Below are 22,713 nucleotides of genomic sequence, written 5' to 3' on the forward strand. Positions count from 1 at the left end.
GCGGGGCGTGCCGCCACGTGCCGGAAGTCATGGTCGGAGCCCGTGACGTCCGGCACGCGCGCACCGCTCGTCCCGCTCCGTAGCGTCGAGGGACCGCTCGCGGACCGGCCGCGGGATGCGGACCACGACCGACCGGAAGGACGGGCCGATGAGCGCCGTCGACGCACGGAACCTGACGAAGAGCTACCGCCGCAAGCACGGGACGACGGTGGCGGTCGACGACGTGAGCCTCGTCGCCGCCGAGGGCGAGATCCTCGGGATCCTCGGGCCCAACGGCGCGGGCAAGACCACGACGGTCGAGATGGTCGCCGGGGTGCGCCGGCCGGACGGCGGCTCGGTGCGCGTCGCCGGCCTCGACCCCTTCACCGAGCGTGCCGCGGTGCGCCGGGTGCTGGGCGTCCAGCTCCAGTCCGGCTACCTGCACGGCGCGCTCACGGTGCGCGAGCTCGCGCACCTGTACCGCTCGTTCTACGGGGCGGGGCACGACCCGGACGACCTCGTCACCACGCTCGGCCTCGACGAGCAGCGTGACGTGCGCTACGAGAAGCTCTCGGGCGGTCAGCAGCAGCGCGTGGCGATCGTCCTCGCGCTCGTCGGCGACCCGCGCGTCGTCGTCCTCGACGAGCTGACCACGGGCCTGGACCCGCAGGCGCGCCGCCAGGTGTGGGGCGTGGTCGAGCGGCTGCGCGACGACGGCGTCACGGTCCTGCTGGTCTCCCACCTCATGGAGGAGGTCGAGCGGCTGTGCGACCGCGTGACCCTGCTCGACGGCGGCCGCGTCGTCGCGCACGACACGCCCGCCGGTCTGGTCGCCGGAGCCGGGCTGGACCAGCGCGTGCGCTTCCGCGTCGCGGCGCGGCTCTCGCCCGGTCTCCTGGACCGCGTGCCCGGCGTCGACGGTGTGGAGGTGCGCGGCGAGCAGGTCGTCGTGACGGGGCACGGCGAGCTGCTCCAGGAGGTGAGCACCGCGCTCGTGCGGGCCGGGGTGGTCGCGACGGAGACCCGGCTCGAGCGCGCGACGCTCGACGACGCGTTCCTCGCCCTCACCGGTCGCCCGCTGGGCGACGACCCCACCCGCGCCACGACCGAGGAGGCCGCCTGATGTCCACCACCGCCCCCGCCACCACGCCCGTCGCGCGCGCCGCCACAGGGCCGGGCCCGCGCGCGTGGGCCGCGCTCGTCGTCGCCGAGGCGAAGATGGTCGTGCGCGACACGGCCGGGCTGGTCATGCCCTTCGGCATGCCGGTCCTCATCCTCGTCATGTACGGGATCAGCGACGCGACGCAGGTCGTCATCCCGCACTCGGGCGGCCGCACCGCGTTCGACGTGTTCGTCGTGCCGGTCGTGCTCGCGATCGTCGTCGGGATCATCGGCGTGATCAACATGCCGAGCTTCCTCGCCTACTACCGGCGGGCAGGCGTCCTCAAGCGCCTGTCCGTCACGCCCGCGTCGCCGGCCATGGTGCTCGTCGCGCAGGTCGTGGTGAGCGCCGTCCAGACCGCGCTCGGCGTCGCGATGGCGCTCGTCGTCGCGACGGTCGCGTTCGACGCGCGGATGCCCGCCGTGCCCGCGGTCGCCCTCGGCGTGCTCGCGCTGAGCGCGACCGCGATGTACGCCGTGGGGATGCTCGTCGCCGCGGTCGCCCCGACGCCGAACGCGTCCGTCGCGTTCGGCCTCGTCGTGTTCTTCGCGTTCGGCGCGACGGGCGGCATGTTCGGCGACGTGTCGAACCTGCCCGAGCCGGTGGCCCGCGTCGGGGAGGCGCTGCCGTTCGGGGCGTCGGTCCAGGCCCTGGGTGACGCGTGGGCCGGGCAACCGGTCGAGGCGTCGCACCTCGTCGCCCTCGGGGGGACGGTCGTGGTGTGCTCGCTCGTCGCGGCCCGGTTCTTCCGCTGGACGTGACCCGGGTCGTCCTCGTGCGCCCGGGAACCTCAGTCCCCCGGGCGCACGAGGCCCGTCTCGTAGGCGAGGACGACGAGCGCGGCGCGGTCGCGCGCCCCGAGCTTCGCGAGGAGACGGCTCACGTACGTCCGCGCCGTCGCGGGGCTGAGGAACAGCACGCGGGCGATCTCGTCGTTCGTCAGGCCCCGCCCGACCTGCTCCAGGACCTCGCGCTCGCGTGCCGTGAGGGACTCCAGGCGTCCGGCGTCGAGGGCGTGCGGGGCGCCCTCGACCGCGGCGCGCATGACGGACGCGGTGATCGCCGGCGAGAGGAGGGAACCGCCGTCCGCGACGACGCGGATCGCCGACCGCAGGTCTCCCGGCGACACGTCCTTGAGCAGGTACCCGACGGCGCCCGACCGGATCGCCTCGACGACGTGCTCGTCCTCGTCGAACGTCGTGAGGACGAGCACCCGGACCGTCTCGAGCGCCGGGTCGGCGACGATCGCGCGCGTCGCCTCGAGGCCGTCCGTCCCCGGCATGCGGATGTCCATGAGCACGACGTCGGGCCGGTGCTCGCGCACCCTGGCCACGCCCTCGCGCCCGGTGCCGGCCTCGGCGACGACCTCGACGTCGCCGTCGTGCACGGCGAGCGCCCGCAGCCCGGCGCGGACGAGCTCCTGGTCGTCGACGATCACGACGCGGATCACGGCGCCAGCCTCGCCGGGAGGTCGGCGCTCACGACGAACCCGCCGTGCGCGCCGTCCGCCGCGTCCAGCCGGCCCCCGAGGAGCGTCGCCCGCTCGACCATCCCCGCGATGCCCTGCCCCGCCTCGGCGCCGGGAGCGCGGCGCCCGGCGCCGTCGTCGGCGACACGGAGCAGCAGGTGCCCGTCGACGACGCGCGCGCTCACCGTCGCACGTCGCGCGTCCGCGTGCCGCAGGACGTTCGTCAGGGACTCCTGGACGATCCGGAAGGCCGCGGCGTCGATCGCGCCGTCGAGCGCGCCGGGGGCGACGTCGACGTCGAGCACGACGTCGAGGCCGGTGGCGCGCGCGGGCCGGACGAGCACGTCCAGCCCGGCGAGGGACGTCGACCCGCGCGACGGGGCGTCGGGCAGGGGCCCGCGCAGGACCTTGACGGTCGCGCGCAGCTCGCGCAGCGCCGCCGACGCCGCGTCCCCGACCTGGCCGAGCGCCGCGCGCGCCGCGTCGTCGTCGCGACCCACCGCCTCGCCGGCGACGTTCGCGTGCAGCGCGACGACCGCGAGGTGGTGACCGAGGACGTCGTGCAGGTCGCGCGCGATGCGCACGCGCTCGGCCTCGAGCCGCCGGTCGGCCGCCTGCGCCTGCTCCGCCGCGGTGAGGAGGCGCACCCGCTCGGCCTGCTCGCGCGCGGCGCGCGTGAGCCGGACCGCGACGCCGAGCGCGATCGCCGCCGCGACGAGCGCGACGTTCGTCACGAGCTCGTACCCGTAGAGGTAGGTCACCGGCTGTCCCTCCGCGACCCGGAAGTACGCGGCGACGGCGACGAGCACCACCCCGGACCCGACGGCCCACCACGTCCGCCCGAGCTCGGCCGCCGAGTAGAGCGCGGCGACCGCGGGCAGGGCCATCCCGATCACGGGCAGCCCGAGCGCGTAGTAGGCGAAGATCCCGAGCACCGTGAGCACGAGCATCGTGCGCGGCGCCAGGCGCCGGATCGCGACCAGCGCCCCGAACCCCACCGCGAAGACGTACGCGACGGGGCCCGACTCCCCCGCGCCGTCGAAGTCGGCCGCGATGACGACGGCGATCGCGAGCGTCATCGCGACCGCGAGCAGGCCGTCCGTGAGGCGAGGGTCGACGCCCGGCCGCGCGCCCGCGACGGCGACCCCCGGGCTGCGCACCGACGCAGGCTGTGGCGCACTCATGGCGCCAGCGTACGGAGCCGGGTACCCCGAGGGCATCAGCCCGCGGTCTCAGGGTGGTGTCGCCCCCGGGCGACACCGGTCGTCGCCGGGCCGCGACGGGCCGCGGCGGCAACAGCCGTCCGGGGGCCGATGTGAGGGGGCCGGTGCCCCCGGCATCGTCGAGACCATGACACCTCCACGCCCCGCTGCCCATCCGGCACACCCCGACGACGACACGCCCGCGACGACCGGTCGGCTCTCGTGGCCCACCGTGCTCGGCCTCGGCTCGATGGCCCTCCTGTGGCCCCTCACCGGCCTGCTCGGCCTCGGCAGCGGCGCGCCGCGCGCGCTGACCATCCTCGGTCTGACGGCTCTCGTGTGGATCGCCGTCGTGGGCCTCGGCCGCGTCGCGCGACCCGTCCTGACCCTCACCCTCGCGGGGCTGACGTTCGGCGTCGTCGCGGCGGCCGTGTCCGCGCTCGTCGGGCTCGACGGCGGTCGGGCGGCCTGGACGCTCGTGCCGGCGCTCGCCCTGAGCACGTTCTGGGGCCTCGTGGCCGGCGCGGTCGCGGCGCTCGTGCAGCGCGTCCGAGACGGGGTGGCCCGGTGAGGCCCCCGATCCGCCGGGGGATCGTGCGCGCGACCGCCGCCGTGGTCGCCGCGTCGGGCCTGCTCGCCGGGTGCGCGCTCGCGCCGTCGGTCCACCCCGTCCAGGAGCAGGAGTTCACGACCGAGCTCGCCATCCCGCCGCTCGCCCCGTCGCGCGTCGTCGAGGGCACGCGCGTGTTCTCCCTCACCGCCCAGGAGGGCACGACGTCGTTCCTGCCGGGCGTCGAGACCCCCACGTGGGGCTTCGACGGCCCCTATCTCGGCCCGACGCTGCGGGCCGCGCGCGGCGAGCGCGTCGCGGTCGAGGTGACGAACGACCTCGACGAGGCGACGAGCGTCCACTGGCACGGCATGCACCTGCCCGCCGCGATGGACGGCGGCCCGCACCAGGAGGTCGCGCCCGGCGCGACGTGGCGACCGACGTGGACGATCGACCAGCCCGCCGCGACGCTCTGGTACCACCCGCACCCCCACGGCGCGACGGAGGAGCACGTCTACCGCGGTCTCGCGGGGCTGTTCCTCCTGGACGACGACGCGTCCGCGGCGGCGTCGCTGCCGTCGGCGTACGGCGTCGACGACGTCCCGGTCGTCGTGCAGGACAAGGTGCTCGACGACGACGGCCGGCTGGAGCTCGACGGCGCCGGCGAACCGGGGATCCTGGGCGACGTCGTCATGACGAACGGCACGGTGGGCGCGTACCACGACGTGACCACCGAACGCGTGCGGCTCCGCCTGCTCAACGGCTCGACGGCGCGTACCTACGAGCTGGGTTTCCCGGACCGGGGGCTGGACCTCGTCGCGACGGACGGCGGGCTGCTCGACGCGCCCGTCCGGCTCGACCGGGTGCGCCTCGCGCCGGGCGAGCGCGCGGAGGTGGTCGTCACGATGTCACCCGGGGAGACGACCCGGCTGCACTCCTTCGCGGCCGACCTGGGCGGTGTCGCCGCGTCGTTCGCGATGGGCGGCAAGGAGTCGTTCGACGTCCTCGAGCTGCGCGCCGCGGACGAGCTCGCCCCGTCACCGGAGCCCGCATGGGCACCGTCCCGCCTAGCCGCCGCCGACGCCCTGCGCGCCAAGGACGCCACCGTCGAGCGGACGTTCGAGCTCGCCGACCGCGAGATCAACGGCCGCCGGATGGACATGAGCCGGATCGACGAGACCGTCACCGTCGGCGAGACCGAGATCTGGACGGTGCGCAACGCGCACCCCGTGCCGCACAGCTTCCACGTCCACGACGTGCAGTTCCGCGTCCTCGACGTCGACGGCGACCCGCCCCCGGCGGCGCTCGCAGGCCCCAAGGACACGATCTACCTGGAGCCGAGCCGGACCTACCGCCTGCTCCTGCGCTTCGACGACTACACCGACCCGGACGTGCCGTACATGTACCACTGCCACATGCTGCGGCACGAGGACGAGGGCATGATGGGCCAGCTCGTCGTCGTCGAGCCGGGCGGGTCGGCGGGCGAGATCAGGACGCCCGCCGCGTCGCACGACACCTCGGATGACGCCGCGCACGACACGGGGCAGGACGCCGAGCACGACACCGGGGACGACGCCGACGGGACGGGACGCGAGACCGGCAGCGGGCCCCGCCAGGTGCCCGGAGCCGGGCTGGAGGACGGCCACGGGGGCCATGGCGGGTGACCCGGCTGGGTGACCCGGCTCGGCGGACGAGCGGGCTCGGCGGGTCGGCGGCTCAGCCTTCCCGACGGCGGTCGTGGAACGCCTCGTCCGTGACCTGGGCGGTGCGCATGATCGCCTCGAGCGTCTCGCGCGGCGTGGCGACGGTCTCGGCGGTCTCCGCGGGCTCGGGGCCCCCGTCGAGCCCGCGCACCTCGTCGTGGATGCGTTCCATCGTGGTGTCCAGCGTGGCGGCGACGTCGGCCGCGAGCCGGAGAGCGTCGGTGAGGTGGCCCGGGACGTCACGCTGGTACTTGTAGTAGATCTTGTGCTCGAGGCTCGCCCAGAAGTCCATGGCGATCGTCCGCAGCTGGATCTCGACGACGACGTCCTCCACCCGGTCCGAGAGGAACACGGGCACCTGGACGATGAGGTGCAGGCTCTTGTACCCGTTGCCCTTCGGGTGCGCGATGTAGTCGCGCTCCTCCAGCACGGTGAGGTCGCGCTGCCCCACGAGCACGTCCCGCACCCGGTAGATGTCGGAGACGAAGCTGCACGTCACGCGCACGCCGGCGACGTCGAACATGTTCTCCCGCACGCCCTCGGGCGTGAGCGGGATGCCCTTGCGCCGCGCTTTCGCGAGGATCGAGTCGATCGACTTCAGGCGCGACCCGAGGTGCTCGATGGGGTTGTCGTCGTGGATGTGGCGGAACTCGTCCCGCAGCACGGTGATCTTCGTCATCACCTCGTCGATGCCGAACTTGTACGTCATCAGGAGGCGCCGGAACTCCTGGACGCGGGGGGCCAGGTCTGGGGGCAGGGGCGGGCGGTCCGCCGTCTCGTGCGTCACGTCGTTCCTCTCACCGGTGTGCCCGCGCAGCCGCGCGGGCCCTCTCCCAGTCTGGACGCCCCGGGGCACCCGGACGTTCCCTCGACCTCCCGAGCCACGACGTCTTCACCGGTCGCCCTCGTCATGCACGGCACACACTGTTATCGTTCGTCGATAATATCGATCATCGATAAGGAGTGGACCCTGATGGCCTCGACGACCACGGCGGCGGTGCGTGCGGCGCACCGCCCGCTCCTCACCCTGACGACGACCGTCGCCGTGCTCGCCGCGGTCGTCGCGACGCTCCTCGGCCTGTGGCGCGTCGCGGTGCTGTTCAACCCGGCGTACCCGTTCACGGTCGACGCCGGCGTCGCGACCCCGCTCGACGTGTCACCCCGGGTCGCGGGAGCGGCCGGCGAGTCGTGGTCCTGGTACTCGCAGGTCACGGTCGAGTCGCACGACCCGCTCACCGACGCGCGCGTCCTCGCCGCGGTCGCCGGCGCCCTGCCCTTCGTGCTCTTCGTCGCCGCGTGCGCGGTCGTCGTCCTCCTGTGCCGCCGGCTGTGGCTCGGCCGCAGCTTCGCGCGGACCGCGACCTGGGGCCTCGCCGCGCTCGCCGCCCTGTGCGCCACGACGGCCGTCGTCGCGCCGTGGGCGCAGACCCTCTCGACCCGGCGCGCGCTCGTCGCGCTCGGCTACCCGACCAGCGGAGACGTCGGGACCGGACCGCTCGACGAGCGCGAGTGGGTGGCGATGCCGTGGTTCGACCTCGGCAGCGTGTCGTGGCCGCTCGCGGCGCTCGCCCTCCTCCTCGTGCTCGTCGCCGTGGTCGCACGGTCGGGCGAACGCCTGCAGCGCGACACCGACGGGCTCGTGTGATGGCGCCCGCCGACCCGGACGGCGAGACCGGCATCCACTGCCGGCTCGACGAGCTGCTCGACGACCGCGGGCTCACGCTCACGCGGCTCAGCGAGCTCGTCGGCGTCAGCCTCGTCAACCTCTCGGTCCTCAAGAACGACCGTGCGCGCGCGATCCGGTTCAGCACGCTCGTCGCGATCTGCGACGCGCTCGACTGCGAGGTCGGCGACCTGCTCGTGCGCGGCTCGCGGACCGAGGACGGCTGACCGACCATGGAGCATGCCTCCCGCCACGACGTCCGGGCACACGGTGAGCGTCGAGGGTCACCGCCTCAAGCTCACCAACCTCGACAAGGTGCTGTACCCCGCGACGGGCACGACCAAGGCCGACGTCCTCGCGTACCTCGCCGCCGTCGCCGACGTCATGCTCCCCCACTGCGCGAACCGCGCCGCGACGCGCAAGCGCTGGCCCGACGGCGTCGACGGCCAGGTGTTCTTCCAGAAGAACGCCGGGCAGGGCGTTCCGTCGTGGGTGCGCACGCGGCGCATCGAGCACAAGCACAGCGTCAACGACTACGTGCTCGTCAACGACCTCGCGACCCTCACGTGGCTCGGACAGACCGGCTCCCTCGAGCTCCACGTGCCCCAGTGGCAGTTCGGCCGCACGGGCGTCCACCTCGACCCCGACCGGCTCGTGCTCGACCTCGACCCCGGGCCGGGCGCAGGGCTTCCCGAGTGCGCCGAGGTCGCGCGCCTCGCACGGCAGATCCTCCAGGGCATGGGCCTGGACCCGCACCCGGTGACGAGCGGCTCGAAGGGCATCCACCTCTACGCCGCGCTCGACGGCAAGCAGGACGCCGCGGCCGTCTCCGCCGTCGCGCACGAGCTCGCGCGCTACCTCGAGGCCGAGCACCCCGACCTCGTCGTGAGCGACATGAAGAAGTCTTTGCGCGGCGGCAAGGTGCTCGTCGACTGGAGCCAGAACAACGGCAACAAGACGACCATCGCGCCCTACTCGCTGCGCGGGCGCGAGCACCCCACGGTCGCCGCGCCCCGCACGTGGGACGAGCTCGACGACCCCGACCTGCGCCACCTGGAGGCCGACGAGGTCGTCGAGCGCGTCCGCACGATCGGCGACCCGCTCGCCGCACTGACCTCCGGCCACCTCTCGGCGCTCGAACCCACGCCCGAGCGCATGGCGACGTTCGAGCGCAAGGGCGCTGCGGCGTCGGGCAGCACGGACCGGACCGACAGGCTGCAGAAGTACCGCTCGATGCGCGACGCGGGAAAGACGCCCGAACCTGTGCCGGCCGACGCACCGCCGACGAGCGAGGGCATGAGCTTCGTCATCCAGGAGCACCACGCGCGCCGCCTGCACTGGGACTTCCGCCTCGAGCACGACGGCGTCCTCGTCAGCTGGGCGCTGCCCCGCGGCGAGCCCACCGACCCGAAGAAGAACCACCTCGCGGTGCAGACGGAGGACCACCCCCTCGCCTACGGAGCCTTCGAGGGCACGATCCCGAAGGGTGAGTACGGCGCGGGCGAGGTCACGATCTGGGACGCGGGCACCTACGAGCTCGAGAAGTGGCGCGACGGCGAGGAGGTCATCGTCACCCTCCACGGCGAGCAGCACGGCACCCGTCGCCTCGCCCTCATCCACACGCGCGGCCGCGGCGGCAAGGACGAGGAGAACAACTGGCTCATCCACCTCATGGCCCCGAAGGGTGCGGCGGATGGCTCGCGTCGCGATCGGGAGCGGGGTCGGGGCGCGGCGGACGGGGAGGGCGAGCGGCGGCCGTCGGGCAACGCGGCCACGGGACGCGGCGAGATTCAGCAGGCGGGTGGGCGGCGCGCGCCGGGTCGTGGCGGGTCTGGCGGGAGCGGCGAGGAACGAGCCGCGGATGGTAGACCCGGCGCGCGCCGCCCACCCGCCACCCAACCCGACCACGACACCCCCGAGGTACCGTCGCGAGCCCGCACGGACTGGCGCCCCATGCTCGCCACGTCCGGGATCCCGTCCGACTTCTCCGACGGCGCGGACGCGTGGGCGTTCGAGATGAAGTGGGACGGGTTCCGCACGCTCGCCGAGGTCTCCGCCGGGTCGGTGCGGCTGATCAGCCGGTCGGGAAAGGACATGACCGTCACGTACCCCGAGCTGCAGGCGCTCGCGGAGCAGGTCCCGGCCGATGCTCTGCCCGTGGTGCTCGACGGCGAGATCGTCGCGCTCGACGCGCAGGGGCGCCCGAGCTTCCGGCGCCTGCAGCAGCGCGCGAACATCGCGAAGCCGGCGGACGTCGCCGTCGCGCGGCGCAAGGTGAAGGTCGACGTCATGGTGTTCGACGTCCTCGAGTCGGGCGGCCGGTCGCACGCGAAGCGGACGTACGACGAGCGCCGCGAGATCCTCGAGGAGCTGTTGGCCGGGGCGCACGCCCCGGTGCACGTGCCGCCCGCGTTCGACGGCGACCTCGACGCCGCGATGGGCACCTCGAAGCAGCTCGGTCTCGAGGGCGTCGTCGCGAAGCGGCGCGACAGCACGTACGTCGTGGGGCGGCGCTCGCAGCAGTGGCTCAAGCTCAAGCACGCGCGCTCGCAGGAGGTCGTCGTGGTGGGCTGGCGCCCAGGCCACGGGGAGCGCACGCACCTCATGGGCTCGCTCCTGCTCGCCGTGCCCGACGACGGCCGGCTGGTCTACGTGGGCCGCGTCGGCTCGGGCTTCACGGACGGAGAGCGCCGTGAGCTCGTCGCCGAGTTCGGGAAGATCGAGCGGACGACGCCTGCCGCAGTGGGCGTGCCGCGCGAGGACGCCCGGGACGCCCGGTGGGTCTCGCCGCGGCGGGTGGCGGAGGTCGTCTACGGGGACTGGACGGGGCGGCCCGAGGGCGGTGCCGAGGACGTGGCCGACGGCGACACGCCCCTCGGCAAGCTCCGTCACCCGGTGTGGAAGGGTTGGCGGCGCGACAAGTCGCCGGACGACGTCGTGGTGGAGCTGCCCCCGCCGTGACGGCCCGACCCGTTGACGGCGAGGGTCCGGCGCGGGACCGTGGGCTCGTCCGACGTCTTCGCCGCTCAGGAGGCGCGCTCATGGGTGACACGACTGCTGACCGTCCCGACACGGGTCGGAGTCCCCGCCTGCCCCCGCGCTGGTTCGTGCGGTCGGCGTGGGTGGTGCACCGGGCCTGGTACCGCGTCACCGGTGGCCGTCGTGGGCTGTGGCGTCCCGGGCCCACCCGGTGGGGCACCCTCCTGCTGCGGACCGTCGGCCGACGTACCGGCCGCGAGCACGCCGTCATCGTCGGCTACCTCGAGGACGGGCCGAACCTCGTCACGCTGGCCATGAACGGGTGGGCGGCGCCCGAGCCCGCATGGTGGCTCAACCTCCAGGCGTTCCCCGACACGACCGTCGTGCTCGACGGCGAGACGCGCCCGGTGCACGCCCGTGCGGCGCGGGGTGCGGAGCGCGAGCGGCTCTGGGCGCGGTGGCGCACGCTCGACGAGAAGCTCGACGGGTTCGCGGCCCGGCGTCCGACCGAGACGGCGGTCGTCGTGCTCCAGCCCCGGCGCCACGGGCCCGACGCCTGACGCCGGCTCGGCATGCTGCGCGGCACGAGCGGTGCGGCGCGGCGGTGGGTGCGGCGCGGCGGTGGGTGCGGCGCGGCTCAGGGTGCGGCGCGGTTCCTGGCCGCCGCCTCGCGCGACGTCCGGAGGTGCGCGACGGCACGCTCCGCGGCCTCGTCCGCGTCCCGCGCGCGGACGGCGTCGAGGAGCGCGCAGTGCTCGTCCACCATCTCGACGAGGTCCTCGTGCTGGCCGAGGAGCCAGCGCACCCGGCTCGCGGTGACGGCGGAGATCTCGGAGAGCATGGGGTTTCCGGCCGCCGCGAGCAGCACCTCGTGGAAGTCTGCGGCGGCCCGGCGGGCGGCGGTCGCGTCGCCGCGGGAGGCGGCACCGGCCTGACGGGCGAGGGCGGCGTCGAGCGCGGCCAGCGCAACGGGGTCGTGCCGCTCCGCCGCGCGACGCGCGGCGAGCTGCTCGAGCGCGGACCGGACCTCGAGGAGGTGCTCGACGTCGTCATCGGTGAAGGTCCGCACGACGGCCCACGTGCGCGGCCGGGGGGTCACGAGCCCTTCGGCGACGAGGACGCGCAGCGCCTCGCGCACCGGCACCCGGCTGACGCCGAGCTCGCCGGCGAGGTCGCGCTCGACGAGGCGGCTGCCGGGAGCGCGCGCGCCGTCGACGATCTGGTCGCGCAGCACCCGCTCGACGCGTCGCGCCTCCGGCTCGAACGGCCCGTCCGACGGCACGCCTCCCTCGTCGGGACGTCCCACGGTCTCGGCAGTCATGGGTCCCATCCTCCCGGAGGACTGCCCGTGCGGGTCACGGCGATCCCGCGGCACTCTCCGCACCAGCGCTCTCCGGTCGTAAATGGTATACCATCTGCGAATGCCCTCGCTTTGCCCGTCCGCACCGAGCACCGCCCGGCGTCCCGTCAGGCGCTCCGGTCTCGCCACGTCGATCGGTACGCTCGTCGCCGTCCTGGCGCTCACGGTGCTCGCAGCCTGCTCGCCGGGAAGCACGACCGGCGGCGCGACCGATTCGTCCGGAGCAACCTCCACGTCCCCGCCCGCGACCACTCCCGACGAGCCCACCGACGAGCCCACGACCGCGACCGACGAACCGACGGCGACGGACCCGGCGGAACCGCGCCTCCTGCTCGCCACCGAGGCGGAGTCCGACGGGCTCGCGGTCGTCGACCCGACGGTGCGCGACGGCAGCGCCGTCGTGGCGCGCGTCGTCGTCGGCCCGGCACCGTGGGGCATCGCGACGCACGGCCGCACGGCGTTCGTCGCGACCGCGCAGGGCGTCGCCGTCGTCGACCTCGACGCGCTCGTGCGCACGGACCTCATCCCCTACCGCGACGCCCCGTCCCGCGTCGGCTACGGCGAGTACCGCCGCGGCGGCATGGGCATCGCCGTCTCGCCGGACGGCGCGCGCGTCCACGTCGCCGTGCACCGCGGCGAGGACTCGACGCTCGAGACGATCGACGTCGCGACACGCGAGGTGGTCGCGAGCACGCCCGTCGGGCTGCGGCCGTTCGACGTGCTCGTCTCGGCCGACGGCAGCGAGGTCTACACGGTCGACCACGACGAGTTCTCCGTGCACGTCGTCGACACCACCACGTTCCAGGCATGGCGCATCGAGGTCGCGCCGTTCGGCACCGAGGACGGGCTCGCGTCGTTCGAGAAGCCGCACTACGCGGCGCTCGACGACGACGGCACCCTGCTCCTGCCGTACCAGGGCAGGGTGCTCGTGCGCCTGGACCCCGCGACGGGGACGACGACGACCGTCGCGTCCGCCGCCGACAGCCACCAGCACGGCGTCGCCCGCACGCCCGACGGTCGCGTCGTCGTGGTCGGCAACGGCCCGTTCGGGAACGCGACGGGCGGCCCCAACGTCGCGGTGCTCGACCCCGCGACGGGCGAGGAGCGCGTCGCGCCGCTCACCCGCCGCCACGAGACCGTGACGACGTGGACGGACCCGGGCTCGGGCGCGCTCCACGCGGTGCTCGCGGGCGGCTACACCCAGGCCGAGGCGTGGGACGGCGCGACGGTCGTCGACCTCGCGACCCTCGAGTCCTCCGAGATCCAGATCCCCGGACGACCCCAGGTGGTCGTCCCCTTCCCGGAAGGAACCGATCGATGAGCACCCCCGACCGCACCGCCCCGACGGCAGCCGCCGCGCGACCCCTGACCGTGCTGCGCGACGTCCGCCCGTGGGGCGGCGACCGGGTCGACCTGCACGTCGCCGACGGCCGGATCGCGGCGGTGACGCCGCACGACCCGGCCGGGCCCGCGGCGTCGGGCACCGCGCGGACCGCCGACGAGCCGGGCGGCGCCGACGGCGTCGTGGACGGACACGGCCTGCTCGCGCTGCCCGGCCTCGTCAACGCGCACGCGCACGTCGACAAGAGCTGGTGGGGCAAGCCGTGGGTGAGCTACGGCGGCGAGGCGACGACGCAGGGTCGCATCGCGCACGAGCGGGCGCACCGCGACGAGCTCGGCATCCCCGGCGTGGACGTCACGCTCGCCGTCCTGCGGGAGTTCGTCCGGCACGGCACGACGGCGATCCGTACCCACGTCGACGTCGACCTCGGGCTCGGGCTGCGCGGCATCGAGGTCGTGCGCGAGGCGCTCGCCGAGCTCGGCGGCGCGGTGCACGCCGAGATCGTCGCGTTCCCCCAGGACGGCGTGCTGCGCCGGCCCGGCGTCCTCGACCTGCTGGACGCCGCGGCAGCGGCGGGGGCCGAGCACGTCGGCGGACTGGACCCGGCGTCGATCGACCGCGACCCGGTCGGCCAGCTCGACGGGCTCTTCGCGATCGCGGAGCGGCACGGTGTCGGGATCGACGTGCACCTGCACGACGGCGGCGAGCTCGGGGCCTTCCAGATCGAGCTGATGATCGAGCGCACGCTGCGCTCGGGTCTGCAGGGGAAGGTCAACGTCGCGCACGGCTTCGCGGTCGGGCAGGTGCCCGCGTCGCGCCAGGCGGACCTCGTCGCCGCGATGGGTGACGCGGGCATGACCATGACCACGGTCGCCCCGATCGGTGCCGCTCCCCTGCCGCTGCACGCGCTGCGCGAGGCGGGGGTCGCCGTCGGGCTCGGGACCGACGGCATCCGCGACCTGTGGTCGCCCTACGGCACGGGCGACCTGCTCGCGCTGACCACCCAGCTCGCGCGGCTCTCCCGCTTCCGCCACGACGACGAGCTCGTCACGGCCGCACGGATCGCCACCGCCGACGCCGCCCGGTTCGTCGGGCGCGACGTGCACGACCTGGTCGTGGGCGGGCCCGCGGACGTCGTGCTCGTCGACGCCGAGAACGTCCCCGACGCCGTCGTGCGCGCGCCGCGACGCGCCCTCGTGGTGGCCGGTGGCCGCGTCGTCGCGCGCGACGGCGACGTGCTGGTCTGACGCGTCCCCGCCCCGGGACCGTGCGACCCGGGAGGCGTGGACGGCGGTCCTCCTCGGGCCGCCGCCCACGCTGCCGGGCGCGGTCGGCGCGTCAGGCGAGCGGCGCCGTCGTCCGGGCGTGTGCGAGCGCCCACTCGAGCGCGTGGTCGGCGACGGCCTCCCACCCCGGGGCGGCGCACGTCCAGTGGTCGCGACCGGCGAACTCGTGGTACTCGGTGACGGCCGGGGACTTCTCCCAGTGCTTGGCGTTCGACCGGTTCACCGAGGGCGGCATGATGTGGTCCTTCTCGCCGCCGATGAACAGCAGCGGCGCACGGTCCGCGGAGTAGTCCACCCACGTGTCCTGGTGCCCGGGCTTGAAGTTGGCGATGAGGCCGTACTCCCACACCCACGACCCCGGCGCCGGGATCGCGTACCGCTCCCAGACCGCCCGCGACTCCTCCGCCGAGAGCGTGTTGGTGAACGCGTAGTGGAACTCCTCGGGCGTGAAGCCGACGGCGCGGTGCCTGTTCGCCGGGTTGCGCAGCGCGGGGAAGAGCGAGCGCGCCTGCGACGGCGGGTTGACGCGCACGCCCTCGGTGGGCGCGGAGTCCACGACGACGCCCGCGGCCCCGAGCCCGCGCGCGAGCAGGAGCTGGGTCAGCGTGCCGCCGAACGAGTGGCCCATGATGATCGGCGGCTCGTCGAGCGCATCGATCACCCCGGCGAGGTGGTCGACGGTCTCGGGGACGGTGAGGTCCGCGATGAGCTGCGGGTTCTCGCGCAGCGCCTCGACCTCGATCTCGAATCCCGGGTAGCCCGGCGTCACGACGCGCAACCCCTTCGCCTCGTAGTGCTCGACCCAGCCCTCCCAGCTGCGCGGGGTCATCCAGAGCCCGTGGACGAGGACGACGGTGCTCGGTCCGGGCGCAGCGCCCTCGGGTGCTGCGCCGGACGTGGTGCTCTCGGTCATGGTGCTTCTCCTCACGGGTCGACGAAGTCGAGCAGGTCGGTGTGCAGCCGGGCACGGTCGGTGTCCGGGAGGGCGTGCGGGCTGCCCTCGTACACGACCAGGCGGGCCCCGTCGACGAGCTCGGCGGACCGCTTGCCGCCGACCTCGAAGGGCACGATCTGGTCGTCGTCGCCGTGGATCACGAGCGTGGGGACGTCGACCGCGGCGAGGTCGTCGCGGAAGTCGGTGGCCGAGAACGCTGCGATGCACTCGTACGCGCCCCGGTGGCCGGTCGTCATGCCCTGGAGCCAGAACGCGTCTCGGAAGCCCTGGTCGACGTCGTTGTTGCGGTTGTGGCCGAAGAACGGGCCGTCGGCGAGGTCGCGGTAGAGCTGCGCACGGTCCGCGAGCTCGCCCGCGCGGATCTGGTCGAAGACCTCGACGGGCAGGCCCTCGGGGTTGTCGTCGGTGCGGAGCATGAACGGCGGGACCGCCGAGACCAGCACGAGCCGGGCGACCCGTCCGGTGCCGTGCCGCCCGACGTACCGCACGATCTCGCCGCCGCCCGTCGAGTGCCCGACGAGCGTCACGTCCCGCAGGTCGAGCGTCTCGACGAGCGTGGCGAGGTCGTCGGCGTAGGTGTCCATCTCGTTCCCGTGCCACGTCTGCGTGGAGCGACCGTGGCCCCGCCGGTCGTGGGCGACCACGCGGTGCCCGTGCTCGGCGAGGAACAGCGCGGCGGCGTCCCAGGCGTCCGCGTCGAGCGGCCAGCCGTGGCTGAGGACGACCGGCGACCCGCCGTCACCCCAGTCCTTGTAGAAGATCCGTCCTCCGTCCTCGGTGGTGACGTACGGCATGCTGCCTCCTCGGGGTGGGTGCCGACGACCCGAGCCTCGCGTGCCACGCCGCCCCGCGGACCACGCGCGGCACGTAGTCCCCGGTGACGTCCCGGCGGCCTCACCGCGCGCCGACCCCCTCGGCTCAGACGGTCGTCCCGTCCGGGAAGCGCTCCCGCAGCTGCCGCCGGGACGAGACGCCGAGCTTCTGGAACACCTTGCGCAGGTGGTAGTCGACCGTGTTCGCGCTGATGAACAGCGTCGCCCCGATCTCGGCGTTCGTCTCCCCCCGCGCGGCGAGCCGGGCGACCGTCTCCTCCCGCGGCGTGAGGAGGGACGGCGTCTCCGCCCGTCCTCGTCCCCGCGCCTCGCCGGTCGCCTCCAGCTCGGTCCGCGCCCGCTCGGCGAACGCGGCCGCGCCGGCGTCCTCGAAGAACGCGAGGGCGGACCTCAGCCGTGCGCGCGCCTCGGCGCGACGCCGGTCCCGGCGGAGGCTCTCCCCCAGCAGGAGCCTCGACCGCGCCGCCTCGACCACCGCACCCGCCTCGTCGAGCGCCTCGGCGGAGGCGTCGAGGAGGTCCGTCGACGCCGTCCCGGGCGCCACCAGGGCTCGGCACCGCAGGGCGACGCCTCGCGCCCAGGGCGACGCGGTCGCGTCCGCGATCCGTTCGACCCGGCCGACGTGGCGCACCGCCTCGCCGTCGTGCCCGCTGCGGACCGCGGCCTCGACGAAGTCCGGGAGCTGCAGGGGGGTGACCTGGAGGAACGGGTCGTCCACGAGCGGCCGCAGCGCGACGTAGGCGTCGCGGTAGTGGCCCTGCGCGAGGTCGCGCACCGCGAGCGCCGCCCGTCCGCTCGACTCGACGCCGCCGTACCCGGCCTGCCCGGCGGCCACCGCCACGGCCTCGACCTGCGTGCGCGGGGCGTCGGTCCAGGCGAGGAACGCGACGTTGACCACGTGCTCGCCGTCGTAGCCGATGGCGCGACGCAGCTCGCGCACCTGCTCGACGTACTGACCGGCACGGCGCGGGGTGCCGCCCGTGAGCTCGGCGAGCGACGAGATCCACAGTCCCGTGTCGACCATCTGGAGCGACCCGGCGTCCCGCGCGGCCTGGGTCACCTGGTCGAGCCATGCCGTGCGTGCTGCCAGGTCCCAGAGCGCCGTCGCGAGCGCCACGCCCGCGGACGCGTACGGCAGGACCCCCGGGCCCTCGAGCGTGCGCAGCGCGTCCAGGCCCCGCCGGAGCGCCGGCACGGCGTCCTCGGTCCCGTCGAGCACCAGCGCGCCGAGCGCGCGCAGCACCCTGGCCGCCGCGTCGTCGGAACCTGCCGAACCCTCGCGCAGACGCCGGCCGAGCTCCGTCAGGGTCACCCCCCGACGGGAGCGTTCGGCGACCAGCGTGTACTCGAACGCGCGCACCAGCGCCTGGCGCTCGCGCTCCGGTTCGATGCCTCGCAGCTGTTCCGCAGCTGCGAGGAGGTCGGACGTGGCGTGGGCGAGGACGTCGGGGTCACCGGTGAAGAGGCCGAGCGACACACGGACCGCCGTGACCCGCGCCCGCTCGACCGGTGGGAGGCGTGCGTCCGGCAGCCCGTCGAGCAGGGTGGCGCCGACCTGCGCAGCACCGGCGGCGACCGCAGCCTCGGCGGCCGCGACGACGCGGCGGTCGCGCGACGGGCCGGGCGGCGTCAGCTCTGCCGCGCGGCCGAGCACCCGTGCCCGGGAGACGAAGCCACCCCGCGCGCCTGCGGCGTCCGCGACGGCCTCGAGCCGGTCGGCGACGGCGGCGTCCTCGCCCACCGTCGCCTTCGACGCGTGCCACGCCGCGAGCTCCGGCAGTGCGCACGCGTCGGCGGCGTCGGAGAGCGCACGATGGGCGCGGCGTCGGTCCGGGCCGGGAGCGGCTCCGTAGGCCGCGGACCGCACGAGCGGGTGGCGGAACCGCACGGTCGCGCCGAGAGCGACGAGACCGAGCTCCTCCGCCTCGTCGGCGGCGCGCGGGTCGATGCCGAGCCCGGCGCACGCCTCCGACACCAGGCGCGCGGTGCCGGTCGCCTCGGCGGCGGCGACGAGCAGCCACTCCTGCACCGCCGGCGACGTCTGCCGTACCCGCGCGAGGTAGTGCGCCTCGAGGTGCCGGCCGACGGGAACAGGCTCCTCGCCGACGGCCGACTCGCTGAGCTCCTGGGTCGTGAGCTCGCGCGCGAGGTCGACGAGCGCGAGGGGGTTCCCTCCCGTCGCCCGGACGACCCGCGCGACGACGAGCGGGTCGACGCCGTCGTCCAGGCTCGCGACCAGAAGCTGCGCACCGGCTGCCGGGTCGAGCCCCGTGAGCGGCAGCACGGGCACGCCGGCGAAGTTCTCGTCGAGACGGCCGTCGTCGCGGCACGCCATGAGCAGCGCCACCGCCTCGGCACCGAGCCGGCGCGCGACGAACGCGAGCACCGCCACGGTCTCGGCGTCGAGCCAGTGCACGTCGTCGACGACGCACACGAGCGGGCGCTCGCGTGCGGCCGCCGAGAGGAGCTCCAGCACGCCGAGGCCGACGAGGAACCGGTCGGCCGCCGTCCCGTCACGTCCACCGAGCACAGATCGCAGGGCGGTGCGGTACGGCGACGCGAGGCCCTCGACGAGGGTGCCCCAGGGGCCGATCAGGCGGTGGAGACCCGCGTAGGCGATGCCGGACTCCGCCTCGTACCCGTCGGTGCGCACGACACCGAGGCCGTCGAGCGCGGCGGTCGACGCCGCAAGGAGCGCGGACTTGCCGATGCCTGCCTCGCCGCGGACGACCAGCGCGCCCGCGATACCGTTCCGCGCGTCGCGCACGAGCGTCGCGACCCGGTGCAGCTCGTCGTCGCGCCCGAGCAGGTCGTCCGGCATGCGGCGTCCTTCCGTCGGCGCGCGGACGCGCGTCCCGGTCCTGCCGGGAGCGTAGCGAGCCACGGACCTGGCGCGACACCCCGACCCTCCGAAACCTCCGGCGGCCTGGGGCGATGAGTTCCTCACCGAGGTGCCGTCTACCCCCTCGAGACGACCGAACGGGCGCACCACGCGCCACGACGACCGGAGGAATCCATGAGCACCCAGATCTTCGTCAACCTGCCCGTCAAGGACCTCGACGCCTCGAAGGCGTTCTACACCTCGCTCGGCTACTCGGTGAACGAGCAGTTCACGGACGAGAACGCGTCGTCGATCGTCATCAGCGACACGATCTACGTGATGCTCCTCTCCGAGGAGTTCGCGAAGCAGTTCACGAACAAGTCGATCGCCGACGCGACCGCGACGACCGAGGTCATCAACGCGCTCGGCGTGGAGAGCCGGGAGGCCGTCGACCGCGTCGCCGACGCCGCGTTCGCCGCGGGCGCGACGGCGGTCAAGGACCCGCAGGAGGAGGGCGGGTTCATGTACTCCCGGAGCTTCGCCGATCTCGACGGTCACCAGTGGGAGGTCCTGTACATGGACCCGAGCGCGCTCGAGGGCTGACACCTCCCCGGGAATGCGGGCGTGGTGGCTCGCCGTTGCCGCCCGTATGCGAGCCATCACGTACTCCCGCTACGGCGGCCCCGAGGTCCTCGAGCTCACCGAGCTCCCCACCCCCAAGGTCGGCCCCGACTCCGTCCTCGTGCGCGTGCGCGCCGCGAGCGTCAACCCGGTGGACTGGAAGGTGCGTCAGGGCTACCTGGACCCGGTCATGGACGCGGCGTTCCCCGTCGTCCCGGGCTGGGACGTCGCGGGCGTCGTGGAGCAGGTCGGCCTCGACACCCCGGAGTTCCAGGTCGGCGACGAGGTGTACGGGTACGTGCGCAAGGACGTCGTCGGCGGCCAGCTCTCGGGCGGTACGTTCGCCGAGCTCGTCGCCGCGCCCGTGCGCACCCTCGCGCGCAAGCCCGCCGCGTGGTCGTTCGAGGAGGCGGCGGCGGTCCCGCTCGCCGGCCTGACCGCCTACCAGACGATCCGCCGTACGGGCGTGCAGCCTGGGCAGACCGTCCTCGTCCACGCGGCGGCCGGAGGCGTCGGGTCGTTCGCCGTGCAGGTCGCGCGCTCGCTGGGCGCGCGCGTGATCGGCACGGCGTCCGAGAAGAACCACGACTTCCTGCGCTCGCTGGGCGCAGAGCCGGTGACGTACGGGGAGGGCCTCGCGGACCGCGTGCGCGCGCTCGCGCCCGAGGGCGTCGACGTCGTCCTCGACTACGTGGGCGGTGACGCCCTCGACTCCGTCCCGGACGTCCTGCGCGACGGCGGCACGGTCGCCTCGATCACCGACGCGCGGGCGCGCGACGAGCTCGGCGGGCACTACGTGTGGGTCCGGCCCGACGCCGCGGACCTCGCCGAGCTCGCACGGCTCGGCGACGCGGGCGTGCTGCGCCCCGAGGTCGCCGAGGTCTTCGACCTCGCCGACGCCGCCGCGGCGCACGAGCTCAGCGCGTCCGGGCACGTGCGCGGCAAGGTCGTCGTCCGCGTCTGAGCCGGCGAGGCGACTCCACGTCCCGGGGTGGAGCCGTGGGGCTGGGAGCGGACCACGGACCTACCTCGGCGGGAGTTCGCGCAGCGGTGACGTCAGATCGCCTCCGGCGTCGCCCGTGTTGACGGTCCCCTGCGGCTCGACGAGCACGGCAGCGGTCTCGACGTCGGCGCGGGGGCGGTGCTCGACGCCCCGCGGCACGACGAACACGTCGCTCGGACCGAGCACGACCTCGCGCTCGACGCCGTCCTCGCGCAGGCCGATCGTCAGCTCGCCCGACAGCACGAGGAACAGCTCGTCGGTCTCCGGATGGGTGTGCCAGACGAACTCGCCGAGCACCTTGACGACCTTGACGTCGTAGTCGTTGAGGCTCGTCACGCGGTGGGGCTGCCAGTGCCCGTCGAACGCGTCGAGGGCGGCGAAGAGGTTGCGTACGTCGGTCATCCGCCCACCCTGCCACGCGGAGCCGACGCCGCGGCCACCCGCGCGAGACCCGGCCCGTGAGGTCGCGATCGGCCCTCGGGAGGCCGGCCTCGCGACGCTCGGGTCGATCTCCGAGCCCAGCGGTGCCAGGCTGACGACATGACGAGCACCGACGCACGCACGGGGGCCGCGTTCGGCCCCGAGGTCTACGCCGCCCGCCGCACACGCGCCGCCGAGCAGGCGCGAGCGGCCGGGCTCGCCGGTCTCCTCGTGTCCCCCGGCCCCGAGCTCGCCTACTTCACCGGGTACACGCCGACCGCGGTCACCGAGCGGCTCACCCTCCTGTCGATCCCGGCGACGCTCCCGGACGCCGGGGCGGCGGCCGTCGTCGTGCCGCTCCTGGAGCGCGGCGACCTGCTGCGCGGCGCGGGGACCGACGGCCTGGAGGTCGTGCCGTGGCGCGACGGCGAGGACGAGCACGCGACGGCCGCGCGGCTCCTGGACGGCGACGGGTCGTACGCGGTGTCCGACTCGACGTGGGCGCTGCACGTGCTCGGCCTCCAGCGCACGCTCCCGGCCGCGCGGTTCCTCGCGTTCACGCACGCGCTGCCGATGCTGCGCGCCGTCAAGGACCCCGCCGAGGTCGAGCGGCTCGCCGCGGCGGGGGCCGCCGCCGACGCCGCGTTCGCCGACGTCCTGCAGGTGCCGTTCGCGGGCCGTCGGGAGACCGAGGTCGCCGCGGACCTCGACCGCTTCCTGCGCGACCACGGCCACGAGCAGGTCGACTTCACGCTCGTCTGCTCGGGACCGAACGGCGCCGACCCCCACCACGAGGCCGACGACCGGGTGATCGAGCCGGGCGACCTCGTCGTGCTGGACTTCGGCGGCCTGCGCGACGGGTACGGGTCGGACACGAGCCGCACCGTGCTGGTCGAGGGCGGGACCGACGGCACGCTCGCCGCCCAGCAGCGCGAGGTGTACGACGTCGTACGCCGGGCCCAGCAGGCAGGCGTGGACGCCGTGCGCCCGGGAGCGACGTGCCAGGACGTCGACCGGGCCGCGCGCGCGGTCATCACGGAGGCCGGGTACGGCGAGCAGTTCGTCCACCGCACGGGCCACGGCATCGGCACGACGACGCACGAGCCGCCGTACATGGTGGAGGGCGAGGAGCGGCCGATCGAGCCCGGCATGTGCTTCTCCGTCGAGCCGGGCATCTACCTGCCCGGACGGTTCGGCGTGCGGATCGAGGACATCGTCGTCGCGTTCCCGCCGGACGCGCCCGACGGCGCCCGCCGCCTCAACACGTCGACCCACGACCTGCGGACGGTCCGCTGACGGGTCTCGCCGCCGGCTGACCCCCGCGGTGGGCCCGGCGGCGGAGCCGGCGTGCGTGCCGGGCCGTCGA

At 74.8% G+C, this 22,713-nt stretch carries 21 protein-coding genes; 13 read left to right on the forward strand and 8 right to left on the reverse strand.

Features of this window, described 5'->3' with window-relative positions; translation table 11 throughout:
- Positions 1 to 148 precede the first annotated feature (148 nt).
- Positions 149 to 1,102: an ABC transporter ATP-binding protein gene (locus tag V5D56_RS16425; RefSeq protein WP_435736354.1), complete on the forward strand. Its 954-nt coding sequence runs from the start codon at positions 149 to 151 to the stop codon at positions 1,100 to 1,102.
- Positions 1,102 to 1,902, forward strand: coding sequence for an ABC transporter permease (locus V5D56_RS16430; protein ID WP_435736355.1), 801 nt, complete (start codon positions 1,102 to 1,104; stop codon positions 1,900 to 1,902). Before V5D56_RS16425 ends, V5D56_RS16430 begins: the two co-directional genes overlap by 1 nt.
- 29 nt (positions 1,903 to 1,931) lie before the next feature.
- Here the strand turns inward: V5D56_RS16430 and V5D56_RS16435 are convergent, their stop codons facing one another.
- Positions 1,932 to 2,591: a response regulator gene (locus tag V5D56_RS16435; protein ID WP_435736356.1), complete on the reverse strand. Its 660-nt coding sequence runs from the start codon at positions 2,589 to 2,591 to the stop codon at positions 1,932 to 1,934.
- Positions 2,588 to 3,793, reverse strand: coding sequence for a sensor histidine kinase (locus V5D56_RS16440; RefSeq protein WP_435736357.1), 1,206 nt, complete (start codon positions 3,791 to 3,793; stop codon positions 2,588 to 2,590). Before V5D56_RS16440 ends, V5D56_RS16435 begins: the two co-directional genes overlap by 4 nt.
- Positions 3,794 to 3,959: 166 nt before the next feature.
- Between V5D56_RS16440 and V5D56_RS16445 the strand changes: the two genes are divergently transcribed.
- Together V5D56_RS16445 and V5D56_RS16450 are read left to right on the forward strand one after the other, a co-directional pair.
- Positions 3,960 to 4,382 (forward strand): hypothetical protein, encoded by a 423-nt coding sequence (locus V5D56_RS16445; RefSeq protein ID WP_435736358.1) that lies wholly within the window; start codon positions 3,960 to 3,962, stop codon positions 4,380 to 4,382.
- The gene (locus V5D56_RS16450; RefSeq protein ID WP_435736359.1) at positions 4,379 to 6,025 is read left to right on the forward strand and encodes a multicopper oxidase family protein; all 1,647 of its coding nucleotides are present in this window, start codon (positions 4,379 to 4,381) and stop codon (positions 6,023 to 6,025) included. The genes V5D56_RS16445 and V5D56_RS16450 overlap by 4 nt, the downstream gene beginning before the upstream one ends.
- Before the next feature lie 52 nt (positions 6,026 to 6,077).
- On the opposite strand, the gene V5D56_RS16455 is transcribed toward V5D56_RS16450, so the two are convergent.
- Positions 6,078 to 6,773: a GTP pyrophosphokinase gene (locus tag V5D56_RS16455; protein WP_435739059.1), complete on the reverse strand. Its 696-nt coding sequence runs from the start codon at positions 6,771 to 6,773 to the stop codon at positions 6,078 to 6,080.
- A 264-nt stretch (positions 6,774 to 7,037) separates the two neighbouring features.
- On the opposite strand from V5D56_RS16455, the gene V5D56_RS16460 reads away from it, so the two are divergent.
- The 4 genes from V5D56_RS16460 to V5D56_RS16475 all read left to right on the forward strand — a co-directional run bounded on the left by V5D56_RS16460 (position 7,038) and on the right by V5D56_RS16475 (position 11,266).
- Positions 7,038 to 7,709 (forward strand): hypothetical protein, encoded by a 672-nt coding sequence (locus V5D56_RS16460; protein ID WP_435736360.1) that lies wholly within the window; start codon positions 7,038 to 7,040, stop codon positions 7,707 to 7,709.
- Complete coding sequence (locus tag V5D56_RS16465; RefSeq protein ID WP_435736361.1) at positions 7,709 to 7,954, forward strand: helix-turn-helix domain-containing protein; 246 nt, start codon at positions 7,709 to 7,711, stop codon at positions 7,952 to 7,954. Before V5D56_RS16460 ends, V5D56_RS16465 begins: the two co-directional genes overlap by 1 nt.
- Positions 7,955 to 7,967: 13 nt before the next feature.
- On the forward strand, positions 7,968 to 10,688 hold the full coding sequence (locus tag V5D56_RS16470; RefSeq protein ID WP_435736362.1) for an ATP-dependent DNA ligase: 2,721 nt from the start codon (positions 7,968 to 7,970) through the stop codon (positions 10,686 to 10,688).
- Positions 10,689 to 10,768: 80 nt separating this feature from the next.
- Complete coding sequence (locus tag V5D56_RS16475; RefSeq protein WP_435736363.1) at positions 10,769 to 11,266, forward strand: nitroreductase/quinone reductase family protein; 498 nt, start codon at positions 10,769 to 10,771, stop codon at positions 11,264 to 11,266.
- A 77-nt stretch (positions 11,267 to 11,343) separates the two neighbouring features.
- Here the strand turns inward: V5D56_RS16475 and V5D56_RS16480 are convergent, their stop codons facing one another.
- The gene (locus tag V5D56_RS16480; protein WP_435736364.1) at positions 11,344 to 12,027 is read right to left on the reverse strand and encodes a GntR family transcriptional regulator; all 684 of its coding nucleotides are present in this window, start codon (positions 12,025 to 12,027) and stop codon (positions 11,344 to 11,346) included.
- 100 nt (positions 12,028 to 12,127) lie between these two features.
- Between V5D56_RS16480 and V5D56_RS16485 the strand changes: the two genes are divergently transcribed.
- Both V5D56_RS16485 and V5D56_RS16490 read left to right on the forward strand, forming a co-directional pair.
- Entirely contained in the window at positions 12,128 to 13,387 is a 1,260-nt protein-coding gene (locus tag V5D56_RS16485; RefSeq protein ID WP_435736365.1) for a YncE family protein, read from the forward strand.
- Positions 13,384 to 14,655, forward strand: coding sequence for an amidohydrolase (locus tag V5D56_RS16490; protein ID WP_435736366.1), 1,272 nt, complete (start codon positions 13,384 to 13,386; stop codon positions 14,653 to 14,655). The genes V5D56_RS16485 and V5D56_RS16490 overlap by 4 nt, the downstream gene beginning before the upstream one ends.
- Positions 14,656 to 14,746: 91 nt before the next feature.
- On the opposite strand, the gene V5D56_RS16495 is transcribed toward V5D56_RS16490, so the two are convergent.
- From V5D56_RS16495 to V5D56_RS16505, 3 genes are all read right to left on the reverse strand, one after another.
- Positions 14,747 to 15,607: an alpha/beta hydrolase gene (locus tag V5D56_RS16495; protein ID WP_435736367.1), complete on the reverse strand. Its 861-nt coding sequence runs from the start codon at positions 15,605 to 15,607 to the stop codon at positions 14,747 to 14,749.
- 11 nt (positions 15,608 to 15,618) lie between these two features.
- Positions 15,619 to 16,443: an alpha/beta fold hydrolase gene (locus tag V5D56_RS16500; protein ID WP_435736368.1), complete on the reverse strand. Its 825-nt coding sequence runs from the start codon at positions 16,441 to 16,443 to the stop codon at positions 15,619 to 15,621.
- Between the two features lie 124 nt (positions 16,444 to 16,567).
- Positions 16,568 to 19,303 (reverse strand): helix-turn-helix transcriptional regulator, encoded by a 2,736-nt coding sequence (locus tag V5D56_RS16505; protein ID WP_435736369.1) that lies wholly within the window; start codon positions 19,301 to 19,303, stop codon positions 16,568 to 16,570.
- A 195-nt stretch (positions 19,304 to 19,498) separates the two neighbouring features.
- Here V5D56_RS16505 and V5D56_RS16510 point away from each other — a divergent pair, with 195 nt between their 5' ends.
- Together V5D56_RS16510 and V5D56_RS16515 are read left to right on the forward strand one after the other, a co-directional pair.
- A complete protein-coding gene (locus V5D56_RS16510; protein WP_435736370.1) occupies positions 19,499 to 19,906 on the forward strand; it encodes a VOC family protein in 408 nt (135 codons plus the stop codon).
- A gap of 46 nt (positions 19,907 to 19,952) precedes the next feature.
- Complete coding sequence (locus V5D56_RS16515; protein WP_435736371.1) at positions 19,953 to 20,888, forward strand: NADP-dependent oxidoreductase; 936 nt, start codon at positions 19,953 to 19,955, stop codon at positions 20,886 to 20,888.
- Positions 20,889 to 20,948: 60 nt separating this feature from the next.
- Here the strand turns inward: V5D56_RS16515 and V5D56_RS16520 are convergent, their stop codons facing one another.
- Positions 20,949 to 21,329 carry a cupin domain-containing protein gene (locus V5D56_RS16520; RefSeq protein WP_435736372.1) on the reverse strand — a complete coding sequence of 127 codons (381 nt, stop codon included), beginning with the start codon at positions 21,327 to 21,329 and terminating at the stop codon, positions 20,949 to 20,951.
- Positions 21,330 to 21,467: 138 nt separating this feature from the next.
- Between V5D56_RS16520 and V5D56_RS16525 the strand changes: the two genes are divergently transcribed.
- A complete protein-coding gene (locus V5D56_RS16525; RefSeq protein ID WP_435736373.1) occupies positions 21,468 to 22,643 on the forward strand; it encodes a M24 family metallopeptidase in 1,176 nt (391 codons plus the stop codon).
- Positions 22,644 to 22,713: the final 70 nt, after the last annotated feature.

The sequence above is a fragment of the Cellulosimicrobium sp. PMB13 genome (assembly GCF_051294865.1).
Classification (GTDB): Bacteria; Actinomycetota; Actinomycetes; order Actinomycetales; family Cellulomonadaceae; genus Cellulosimicrobium.